The sequence below is a fragment of the Novosphingobium chloroacetimidivorans genome, assembly GCF_014204535.1.
Taxonomy (GTDB): domain Bacteria; phylum Pseudomonadota; class Alphaproteobacteria; order Sphingomonadales; family Sphingomonadaceae; genus Novosphingobium; species Novosphingobium chloroacetimidivorans.
In genome coordinates this window covers 83319-94003 of record NZ_JACHLR010000007.1, presented here as the reverse complement: position 1 = coordinate 94003, position 10685 = coordinate 83319, and the positions used below count along the sequence as shown (strand labels likewise).

The window sequence follows — 10685 nt, the reverse complement described above, 5'->3', positions numbered from 1 at the left end:
TTTCAAGCTTACCATCTACGGTCAAAGGCTAGGAAATGCGGCATCAAGAACCCGGAGCGTCTTCGCTTACAGTGAAGTTGCTCTAGCGATCGGAGAAACAAGCACCGAAATGTTCCAGATCCGGGCGTCGTCGTCCGGTTTATGTAGAGCGACCGCCTGGGCCGATAGACGACTCATGTTAAGGCATCGAGTGACTATGCGACGCCAAATCAAGCCTCGGCCAATTCCCGCTTTTTCATATCATCCAAGATCTTGCGCATCTTCACGCCGAAACGATCGTAGATCATGTTGAATTCAAGCCGTCCGGTGCGGGTTTCCTCGTCGACATAGGTTTGGATGTCGCGCACGACATCGACGTCCTGCTCGAACACGATGTCCTGGATGATGTGCTGCACCTCGGCCTTGTCGATCACGAAGGGATCGCTCATCACCATGGTGAAGAACTGATGCGTGTTGCGCTCATCCACTGGGGTCATCGCATGCACGATCTCCATCAGTTCGGGCTTGATCGGCTCGTTGTCGCCCGCCAGCGGCTCTCGGCGCTGGTAGCCGTAGCAGAGCGAGGGTCCGTACTGGAACGCGCCGTCTTGCTGGCGGGCAAGCCGCTTGGGATCGCCGCCGCACAGATTGGCGGCCAGCGCCACCTCGGTGCTCTCGACGATCTTGCTCCAGCCAACGGCATTGTCGGGCGCCGGAACCTCACTGGGAGGCGTGCTCACGTGATCGAGATCTACCGCATCGTGGACGAAGTGCAGATGGCTCAGATCGAGCAGGTTCTCGATGATCATCATGTAATTGCACGGGTTCATCTTGTAACCGCAGATCGTCGCGTCCGGACGGTCGAGCAGTTCTGGCAAGGGAATGTCGGCGGGGTTCGCCAATGCCGGCTCGCCCATCCACACCCAAAGCCACGGCCCCTTTTCGACCGCAGGGTAGGATCGCACGCCGAACGGAAGCTTCGTCTGGTTCCCAGGATTGACCGGCATGCCTGGCGCCCAGATGCACTGTCCCGACTTCTCGTAAGTGAATCCATGATAGCCGCACTGGATGGTGTCGCCCTTCAGCCTCCCCTTCGACAAGGGATACCGCCGGTGCGAGCAGCGATCGTCCAGCACAATGGGTTCGCCCGCTTCGGTGCGGTAGTAGACCAGAGGCTGGTTCAGCACCTTGATCACGCGCAAGGTGCGATCGACTTCCTCGCTCAGCGCGATGACGTACCAGGCATTGTAGATCAGCGGGGCAATGCAGTCCTGAGGCGGCGCATCGTCGCTCCGCTCCGCGATGGGCAGTTCAGGAATGACGAAAGTCTGCGTGCCACGACCTGTCCGTGTTACCCGTTCCATACTCAACTCCCATCTCGCCTGATCATCGACCTCTCCGAGCAAGAATGACGATGTGGCGCTTTACTCAATCCCTGGACGCGCGCTCAGCCCGCGTCGGAGCCGCCCGGCATCCCCGCCATCCGCGCAACGTGGGGCGGATGGCCACCTTCGCGCATCAGATCCACGGCCCGTTCCGCAATTGGGTGCAGCCCGTCCACACCGGACCCGCAGATGATGGACCGCATCCTGGGATCCCAGAACTGCCGGATGTGATCGGCGACGGCGAGCACCGCTTGCTCATCACCCTGCACGGCGCAATTGCGGGCGATCTGGTTCGCCATGTAGACGAGGGTATCGGCGCTGGAGCGGGTCACAGCGCATCGGCCTCGATCCGGCGCGATCGCGCGGAGCGCTCGCGATAGCTTTCCTGCCACTGGCTGGGCCCATTGGATGCTGCCACCTGCACCGCCGTGACCTTGTACTCGGGGCAGTTGGTCGCCCAGTCGGAATAGTCCGTCGTGATGACGTTCGCCTGCGTCTCGGGATGGTGGAAGGTGGTGTAGACCACGCCCGGCGCCACCCGCTCCGTCACAAGGCAGCGCAAGGTCGTCTCGCCCGCGCGGCTGCGCAGCGTCACCCAGTCGCCATCGCGCAGACCTCGGTTCTCCGCATCGACCGGGTGAATCTCCAGCCGATCCTCGGGATGCCAGGCGACGTTGTCCGTCCGCCGTGTCTGCGCGCCGACGTTGTAGTGGCTGAGGATGCGCCCGGTGGTCAGCAGCAGGGGAAAGCGCGGGCCGGTCTTCTCGTCGGTGGGGATGTAGTCGGTGACGATAAACTGGCCCTGCCCGCGCACGAAACCGTCGAGGTGCATCGTCGGCGTGCCCAGCGGAGAAGCCTCGGTCGCCGGCCATTGCAGCGAGCCATGCTCCTCCAGCGCGGCATAGCTGACCCGCGCGAAGGTGGGCGTCAGCGCCGCGATCTCGTCCATGATCTGAGCGGGATGGCCATAGCCCCACTCCAGGCCGAGTGCCTGCGCGACAAGTTGCACCACTTCCCAGTCCGCGTACCCATTCCTCGGCTCAATCACCTTGCGCACGCGCTGGATGCGGCGCTCGGCATTGGTGAAGGTGCCGTCCTTTTCCAGGAAGGTGGAGCCGGGCAGGAAGACGTGGGCGTAGTTCGCGGTCTCGTTCAGGAACAGGTCCTGCACCACCACGCACTCCATCGCCGCGAGGCCCGCCGCCACATGCTGCGTGTTCGGGTCGGACTGGAGAATGTCCTCGCCCTGGATGAACAGCGCGCGGAAGGCGCCATCGGTCGCCGCGTCGAGCATGTTGGGGATGCGCAAGCCCGGCTCGGGATCGAGCGGTACGCCCCAGGCCTCCTCGAACAGCGCGCGCACGGAAGGGTCGGAGACGTGGCGATAGCCCGAGTACTCGTGCGGGAAGCTGCCCATGTCGCAGGCGCCCTGCACATTGTTCTGACCGCGCAACGGGTTCACGCCCGCACCCTCCAGCCCGACGTTGCCGGTCGCCATGGCGAGGTTGGCGATGGCGATGACGGTTGACGATCCCTGGCTGTGCTCGGTCACCCCGAGGCCATAATAGATCGCGGCCTTGCCGCCGGTGGCGTAAAGACGCGCCGCTGCACGCAAGTCCTGCGCGGGAACGCCGGTCAACGCCTCGGTCGCTTCAGGCGATCGCGCTTCGTCGGACACGAAGGTGGCCCAGTCGGCGAAGCCCTCCCAGTCGCAGCGCGCCCGCACGTAGTCCTCATCCACAAGGCCCTCGGTGACGACGACGTGCGCCATCGCCGTCAACAGCGCGACGTTGGTGCCGGGGCGCACCGGCAAGTGGTGCTGCGCTTCGATATGGGGCGAGCGGACCAGATCGATGCGACGCGGATCGACCACGATCAGCTTCGCGCCTTCGCGCAGGCGCCGCTTCATGCGGCTGGCGAAGACGGGATGGCCGTCGGTCGGATTGGCGCCGATCACCATCATCACGTCGGCCTGCATGACGCTGTCGAAGTCCTGCGTACCGGCCGAGGTGCCGAACGTCGCCTTCAGGCCGTAGCCGGTGGGCGAGTGACAGACCCGCGCGCAAGTATCGACGTTGTTGTTGCCCAAGCCCTGGCGGATCAGCTTCTGGACGAGGTACGTCTCCTCGTTGGTACAGCGCGACGACGTGATGCCGCCGACGGAGCGACGGCCATGCGCGGCCTGGATGCGGCGGAACTCGGATGCGACGCGCCCGATCGCCTCTTCCCACGTCACCTCGCGCCACGGCTGTTCGATGGTATCGCGCAACATGGGCTTGAGGATGCGCTCCTTGTGGTTGGCATAGCCCCAGGCGAAGCGCCCCTTGACGCAGCTATGGCCGCGGTTGGCCTTGCCATCCTTCCAGGGCACCATGCGGACCAGCTGCTCGCCCCGCATCTCCGCCCGGAAGGTGCAGCCGACGCCGCAATAGGCGCAGGTGGTGACCACCGCCTTCTCCGGAGTGCCGATCGCCTCCACTTCCTTCTCGATCAGCGCAGAGGTCGGGCAGGCCTGCACGCAGGCGCCGCAGGAGACGCACTCCGAAGAGAGGAAATCCTCGTCCTGGCTGGCCGCGATGTGGCTGGCGAAACCGCGTCCGTCGACTGTCAGCGCCAGCGTGCCCTGCACCTCGTCGCAGGCGCGCACGCAGCGCGAGCAGACGATGCACTTGGCGGGATCGAAGGTGAAGTACGGGTTGCTCGTGTCCTTCTCGGCGGCGAGGTGATTGGCACCCTCATAGCCATAACGCACGTCGCGCAGGCCCACCGCGCCTGCGACGTCCTGCAACTCGCAGTCGCCGTTGGCCGAGCAGGTCAGGCAATCGAGCGGATGGTCCGAGATATAGAGCTCCATCACGCCGCGGCGCAGCTGGCTCAGCCGCTCGCTCTGCGTGCGCACCGTCATGCCGGGCAGGACGGGCGTGGTGCACGATGCGGGAAAGCCCGCCCTGCCCTCGATCTCGACCAGGCAGACGCGGCAGGAACCGAATGCTTCCAGGCTGTCCGTCGCGCACAGCTTCGGGATGGCCGTGTTCGCCAGCGCAGCCGCTCGCATGATCGAGGTGCCGGCCGGCACGCTAACCGCCTGCCCGTCGATCGTCAGGTCCACCAGCGGAGCACCGGCAGGCGCCGCTTTGGTACCGAGGTCCGCTTCGCCGATCCAGGCCATGGCCGTTACTCCGCCGCCGCGCGCATGGGCGCGAAATCTTCAGGGAAGAAGTCCAGCGCGCTCAGCACCGGATATGGCGTGAAGCCGCCCAGCGCGCACAGCGAGCCGTGCTTCATGGTGTCGCAAAGGTCGCGCAGAAGCGCGATCTCGTCCGCCGGACCCCGCGCCTTGCGTGGCGCGTTGCGCAACTGCGGCCGCTGCTCGATCGGCCCAGGGTCACGCCCGCTGCCGGCGATGATCCGGTCCATCAGTTCGACGCCGCGGGTCGAGCCGATCCGGCAGGGCGTGCACTTGCCGCAGCTCTCGACGGCGCAGAACTCCATGGCGAACCGCGCCATCCTGGCCATGTCCACGGTATCGTCGAACACGGTCACCCCGGCATGCCCGATCAGGCCGCCGGCCTGCGCGAAGCTTTCATAATCGAACGGCGTGTCGAACATCGACGGCGGGAAGTAAGCGCCCAAGGGGCCGCCCACCTGTACCGCCCGGACCGGCCGGCCCGACGCCGTACCGCCACCAATCTCCTCGACGAGTTGGCGCAAGGTGATGCCGAAACCCACCTCGAACAGGCCGCCGTTCCTGATATTGCCTGCCAACTGGATCGGCATCGTCCCGCGCGACCGGCCAAAGCCGACCTCGGCATAACGCTCGGGACCTTCGGCAAGGATGAACGGCACCGCCGCCAGGCTCAGCACGTTGTTGATGACGGTCGGCTTGCCGAACAGCCCTCGCAGCGCCGGCAGCGGCGGCTTGGCCCTGACCTGGCCCCGCCTGCCCTCGATCGATTCCAGGAGCGCTGTTTCCTCTCCGCAGACGTATGCGCCCGCGCCTTCGCGAACCTCCAGCGTGAATGGAGCGATGCGCGAGGCGGCCAGGTCGATGGCCCGCTGCATCGTCCGCACAGCGAGCGGGTACTCGGACCGAATGTAGATGTAGCCGTGGCGCGCGCCGACCGCGTGGCCGGCAATCGCCATGCCTTCGATCAGGCAGAACGGATCGCCTTCCATCAGCATGCGATCGGCAAAGGTGCCGCTGTCGCCTTCATCGGCATTGCAGACGATGAACTTCTCGTCGGCTGACGCGTCCAGCACGGTCTTCCACTTGATACCGGTGGGAAAGCCCGCTCCGCCACGTCCGCGCAGGCCCGACGCCTTGACGATGTCGACGACCTGCTGCGCCGTGGCCGCGCGCGCCGCTTCGAGCCCTGTCCAACCGCCATGCGCGGCGTAATCGTCCAGGCTGAGCGGATCGGTGATGCCGCAGCGGGCGAACGTGAAGCGCTGTTGTCCCGCGAAGAAGGGCAGCGCGGCCACATCGCCGAGCCTGGCCGGATGGCTGCCATCCAGCACAGCCCCGATCTCTTCGGCGAGTACAGGGCCGTAGCCGATCCGGCCATCCGCCGTCTCGATCTCGACCAGCGGCTCCAGATGGAACAATCCACGGCTGCCGGTGCGCACAACCTCGACACCCGCTGACGCCAAGGCGTTGGCCACCTGATCCGCTCCGAGCGCGACCGCGGCGCTGTCCTGAGACACGAAGGCCCGGCCACGCGATCCGCCGGCCTGCGGCGTTGCGAGGACCGGGGTCACAGCTAGATCGGCGGCCGAGCGCACGTCTGCCCGCAGCGCGCCGTCGATCAGCGCAGCCGGCCCGCTGGCGCACAGACCCAGGCAGTAGATCGGCTCATGCGCCACGCCCGCGGCATCCAGGGCGGCGGCCGTCGCCTCGGCACCTCGGGATTGGCAAGCCTCCGCCCGGCAAAGCTGCACGCGCGGGCCGTCGACCTTCGATCCGGCGAAATCGTGGTAGAAGGAGATGACGCCATGCACTTCGGCCCGGCTGAGGTTCAGGGCCGCCGCGACGATCGGCACGGCGGCGGCCGGCACATGGCCTAGCGAACGCTGAATATCGTGCAGCAGTGGCAGCAGCGCTCCGCGGGTCGTGGCATGAGCGGCCGCGAGCGTCTCGACAGTCTGGCGGTCGGGCGTGGAAAGCGGGCTAGGAGCCTCTGAAGCGTGGTCGATGTTCACGCAACGAGTCTCAATCAATACGCACTGACTGTCAAATGTCCGTAGCCTATCTGTGATAGGACCTATCAATCACGAGCTTGGCCATGGATATGTTCAGCGATGGATATCGCAGTTGCGGCGAGCAGCGAAAGCTGTCTGCGTTCCGGGACGATCAGGCCGACAGCGCTTTCGGGAAGGGGCTCTGCGAGAGGGATGATCCGCGCCCAGCTTGGCAGCAATGGCACATAGCTGTCGGGCATCAATGTCGCGAAAGTTCCGGTACTCACCATCGCCAGCAAGGCGACGTAGGAGTCCGCACTGGCAGCAGGACGCACGGAGCGACCGCTCGCCGCAAGATTGGCGTCGAGAATCCGCCGGTTCTGCATGCCCTGGTGCAGCAGGCAGAGCGGCACTGCCAGTGCCTCGTCCAGCGTCGCCGCCTTGCCGAAGGACGCGACCATCGGCTCGGCCGCGACGAACATGGTGCCCTCGCGATAGAGGGGTACGCTGATCACATCCCCAAGTGGCTCGTGCTCGAGGTAGCTGATGCCGGCATCGAGCGCGTACTCCTCCAGCCCCCGGCCGATCTCACGCGATGTCAGGGAGGAACACGCCAGACGTACTTCGGGGTGGCGCTGGTGCAACTCGGCGGCGATCGCGCCGATGATTGGTTGCGCGGCCGGGATCACGCCCAGACGCAAGTCGCCCCGTAGCGGTCCGGACGCCGTCTCGGCCGCCTGCATCAGCCCGTCCATCGCCGCGACCACCTGGCGCGCCCAAGGCAGGACCGCACGGCCTTCTGCCGTCAGACCGAGGAAGCGGCGATCCCGCGCCACCAGCCTTCGTCCGAGTTGCTGCTCCAGCGTCGCCAGCCCGGCCGAAAGCGAGGGCTGGGAAACGCCACATGCCTGCGCTGCGCGTGCGAAATGCCGCTCCCGGTCGAGCGCCAGCAGATACCGGAATCCATTAAGTGTCATGTCTCATGATAGGACAAGCTTATGAGATGGCCAAGTCACTTGCCTCATGAGGCATCTCAAGAGGACGTTCAGACGCTATCTCTCACTTGCGCGATACGCCGCGTATGATAATCTCTTCGGATAAAGAGAAAAGCGAGGAGAGATGTTCGTGGCAAAGGCGTCTGCTTTGAAAGCAAAATGTGGCTGCACACTGTGTCAGGACAGCGGGCTGCGGGTAGTCGACGACCGCTATGCCGGGATGATTCCCTGTGGGTGCAGCGCGAGATGCAGCGATCTCACCTTCGCGCTGTTCCTCAACTGCACGGCAGGTATCGTAGTCGGCACCTTCGCCTTCTTGCTGATGATCTCTTGAGCGCTCCTGCTCAGAGCAGGAACGCGTCGCGCTGAGGCGATGCCGCGCATGGCCGCTCGCCGATCGCGCGCGGCAATTTCAAGACGGATCGAGATTCCCTTGCCGTTGCGACGCGGACCGAACGTCCGCGTCGCAATATCGTCTCAATACCTGTCGGCAAGCAGTTTGAAGCTGTCGACGAAGATCCGCACGCCGTCGTCGCCTTCGCGGTGGTTCCCCTTCTCGATCTCGCAGATGCGCAGCGAGTTCTCGTAGATCGGGCCGACCCGCCCCTCGCGCCGACGGCCGTAGGCGGTCAGCGCCGCTTCCACGTCGTCGGTTCGCGCCAGCTCATCCGCCAGCACGACGCCGTCCTCGATCGCCATGCCGCCTCCAGAGGTGAGCTGCGGCGTCAGCGAATGCGCCGCATCGCCCACCAGCACCACGCGGCCGCGATGCCATGGCTGAGGCATCAGCAGGATATCGAAGGGACGGAAGCTGATGTGCCCACCATTGTGCACGCCATCCAGGGCCTCTCGGATTTCCGGGGCATCGAAGTGCGACAGCAGCTCGGCCATGCGATGGGGCAGCTGGTCCGGTTCGAACCACTGCGTCGTCTCGGTGGACTCCAGGATGAAGTAGTATGCCAGGTCGGGCGCCAGCGGCAGGGCGCCCACCGCAAGTCCGTTGGCGGCCCGGAAGATGGTGAAGCCATCCAGCGTGCGAGGACGCGGGATGGTGTAACGCCAGGCGCCCTGACCGGCATAGAAGGGCGCATGCTCGTCGCCGAAGACCAGGCGACGGGTGGGGGAATAGACGCCATCCGATGCCGCCACGACATCCACGGTCTCCACTGTTCCGTCGCTCAGCGTGACGCGAACGCCGTCGTCGAGCTGCTCAAGCTGCGAGACCTGGGTCTGGTAAAGTATCTTCGCTCCAAGCTCCGTCGAACGCTTGGCCAGGATCTGCGCAAGGGTCGTGCGCATGATGCCCAGTGCTCCGGGCATGCCCGGCTCCAGCTTCCACGGCAGTTCGCGCTTGTCCAACTGCTTGCCGCTGGCATCGCACGTGGTGATGGTGTTCCAGCCGAAGCCGGCAGCCAGGCATTCGTCCAGCACGCCGATCTCGCGCAGCGCTTGCAGCGCGTTGTTCTGGAGATTGATACCCGTTCCCAGTTGATCCTGCGGACGAGCCTTTTCCACCACAACGACGTCGATGCCGCGCAACTGCGCCGCCGCCGCCAGGGTCATGCCGCTGATACCGCCGCCTACGATCAGGATTCTCTTCGCACCGCTCATTTGCACCTCACCTATCATCGGGCCGCCTTTGCGCGGCTTGTGCGTTTCCGGCCTTCCGGCCGCGTCAACTTGCCTTCTTGATGAACTTGCCCGCCAGCCCCATAACCTTGGGCGAGCCCGTCAGCGCCAGGACGGCACGCTCGATCGGAGCCTTGACGATCCGATCGAGGGGAGCGCCCTTGCCCCGACGCGCTTCGCGGCCCATCTGCGGGTTCACCGTGCAGCGGACTGGCATCTGGAAGACCATGCGTCGCATGCACTCGTTGCCGCGCGTGCAGCGCACGATGGTGTCGAACCGGCCGGCGACAGCCTTGGCTGGATAGTCGGGATCGGCCAGCATCTGGCGCGCCAGCATCACCGCATCGCCATGGCCCTCCGCCAACGCGCGGGCCGCACGGATCGGATCGTGCAGCCCCTGGATCAGCACCGGCACCGAGAGCGCCTGCTTGAAGACATCCGCATCGCCGCTATCGACCAGGGCGCCGTCCACCGAGGGCGCGCTTTCCCGCATGGTTTCGTAGCAGCCGGTCGAAAGCGCGACGTAGTCCAGGCCTGCCGCTTCGACGAGCTTGGCGATCTCGGCGAAACCTTCCGGACCTTGCCCGTCGGGCATGTAGTCGTTCGCGGTGATGCGCAGTCCGATGACGAAGTCCGCGCCGGCCTTTTCACGCGTCTCGCGCACGATGTTCACCAGCATCCTGGCGCGGTTCTCCGCCGATCCGCCATAGCGATCCGTGCGCCTATTGCTGCGCGGCGAGAGGAACGACGCGGCGAAGTAGCTCATGTGCGCGGCCACCTCGACGCCGTCCCAGCCAGCGCGCTGCATTCTCAAGGCGCAGGCGACCAGATCGCGCTCGGCCTCCTCGATTTGCGCAATGGTGGCTTCCTGCGCCACCGGCGTCGTACTGCCACCCGGTACGATGAAGCCGTCCGGGAACTGTTCCTGCGGGATGACAACGCGCCCCTCGCTGGCAGTGATGTTGGGACGACCCGGCGCGGGCGAGCCCATGCGGCCGAAGCCCGGCATGATCTCCGCGATGATCGGCACCTTGTAGGCATGCACCGCATCGGCCACGCGACGGAACTCGGGAACGAAGTCGTCGATGTCCATGCGCAGGCAAGGCTTGAAGGGCGATTCGTCGAACGCGCGCGTCGTCGAGAAGGCGCCGCCGACGATGATCATGCCCACGCCGCCCCGGGCCCGTGCCTCGAACATCGCGATGGTCTGTTCCGACGGCGCTCCGTTCTTCTCCGCTGCGGTCACGGCCATGGGTCCCATGACCAGCCGGTTGGCCAGCGTCAGATGACCTATCTGGAGCGGCTTGCCCAACACTTCGGCGGCCTGTTCCGGCGACATCGCGATCTCTCCATCTTATTAGTATACGCATCGTTTCCATAAGCCAGGCGTCGACGCCTCGCAAGAGGTGATTGCGAGTACCTGACGGAACCCGCGACCGATCCGTGCCACCCCATCAGTCCGCGCCGGTCACGAAGTTTGTTCGAGGATCATTCCCGATCCCGACCGACATGAGAGATT

The 10685-nt window shown here is 65.3% G+C and carries 8 protein-coding genes and 1 pseudogene; 1 reads left to right on the top strand and 8 read right to left on the bottom strand.

All coding sequences use genetic code 11. The features are described from left to right. Positions 1-209: 209 nt before the first annotated feature. From HNO88_RS09830 to HNO88_RS09810, 6 genes and pseudogenes are all read right to left on the bottom strand, one after another. A complete protein-coding gene (locus tag HNO88_RS09830; RefSeq protein ID WP_184244569.1) occupies positions 210-1343 on the bottom strand; it encodes a Rieske 2Fe-2S domain-containing protein in 1134 nt (377 codons plus the stop codon). A gap of 83 nt (positions 1344-1426) precedes the next feature. Beyond that, complete coding sequence (locus HNO88_RS09825; protein WP_312857042.1) at positions 1427-1696, bottom strand: formate dehydrogenase subunit delta; 270 nt, start codon at positions 1694-1696, stop codon at positions 1427-1429. Continuing rightward, the gene (fdhF, locus tag HNO88_RS09820) at positions 1693-4533 is read right to left on the bottom strand and encodes a formate dehydrogenase subunit alpha (RefSeq protein WP_184244567.1); all 2841 of its coding nucleotides are present in this window, start codon (positions 4531-4533) and stop codon (positions 1693-1695) included. The genes HNO88_RS09825 and fdhF overlap by 4 nt, the downstream gene beginning before the upstream one ends. Positions 4534-4538: 5 nt before the next feature. Then, positions 4539-6068 carry an NADH-ubiquinone oxidoreductase-F iron-sulfur binding region domain-containing protein gene (locus HNO88_RS09815; protein WP_376768769.1) on the bottom strand — a complete coding sequence of 510 codons (1530 nt, stop codon included), beginning with the start codon at positions 6066-6068 and terminating at the stop codon, positions 4539-4541. Between the two features lie 84 nt (positions 6069-6152). Then, a pseudogene (locus tag HNO88_RS22010) lies at positions 6153-6563 on the bottom strand (NAD(P)H-dependent oxidoreductase subunit E); the annotation flags it as partial. 65 nt (positions 6564-6628) lie between these two features. Then, complete coding sequence (locus tag HNO88_RS09810) at positions 6629-7519, bottom strand: LysR family transcriptional regulator (RefSeq protein WP_184244565.1); 891 nt, start codon at positions 7517-7519, stop codon at positions 6629-6631. Positions 7520-7661: 142 nt separating this feature from the next. Between HNO88_RS09810 and HNO88_RS09805 the strand changes: the two genes are divergently transcribed. After that, complete coding sequence (locus HNO88_RS09805) at positions 7662-7871, top strand: hypothetical protein (protein ID WP_184244563.1); 210 nt, start codon at positions 7662-7664, stop codon at positions 7869-7871. A 143-nt stretch (positions 7872-8014) separates the two neighbouring features. Here the strand turns inward: HNO88_RS09805 and HNO88_RS09800 are convergent, their stop codons facing one another. After that, a complete protein-coding gene (locus tag HNO88_RS09800) occupies positions 8015-9148 on the bottom strand; it encodes an FAD-dependent oxidoreductase (protein WP_184244561.1) in 1134 nt (377 codons plus the stop codon). Positions 9149-9212: 64 nt separating this feature from the next. Beyond that, entirely contained in the window at positions 9213-10505 is a 1293-nt protein-coding gene (locus HNO88_RS09795; RefSeq protein WP_184244559.1) for an NADH:flavin oxidoreductase, read from the bottom strand. Between the last annotated feature and the right edge of the window lie 180 nt (positions 10506-10685).

Excerpts from the sequence above, each read along its gene's own strand:
- HNO88_RS09830 (WP_184244569.1), bottom strand. The coding sequence starts at position 1,343 with ATGGAACGGGTAACACGGACAGGTCGTGGCACGCAGACTTTCGTCATT.
- fdhF (WP_184244567.1), bottom strand. The coding sequence starts at position 4,533 with ATGGCCTGGATCGGCGAAGCGGACCTCGGTACCAAAGCGGCGCCTGCC.
- HNO88_RS09810 (WP_184244565.1), bottom strand. The coding sequence starts at position 7,519 with ATGACACTTAATGGATTCCGGTATCTGCTGGCGCTCGACCGGGAGCGG.
- HNO88_RS09805 (WP_184244563.1), top strand. The coding sequence starts at position 7,662 with ATGTTCGTGGCAAAGGCGTCTGCTTTGAAAGCAAAATGTGGCTGCACA.
- HNO88_RS09800 (WP_184244561.1), bottom strand. The coding sequence starts at position 9,148 with ATGAGCGGTGCGAAGAGAATCCTGATCGTAGGCGGCGGTATCAGCGGC.
- HNO88_RS09795 (WP_184244559.1), bottom strand. The coding sequence starts at position 10,505 with ATGTCGCCGGAACAGGCCGCCGAAGTGTTGGGCAAGCCGCTCCAGATA.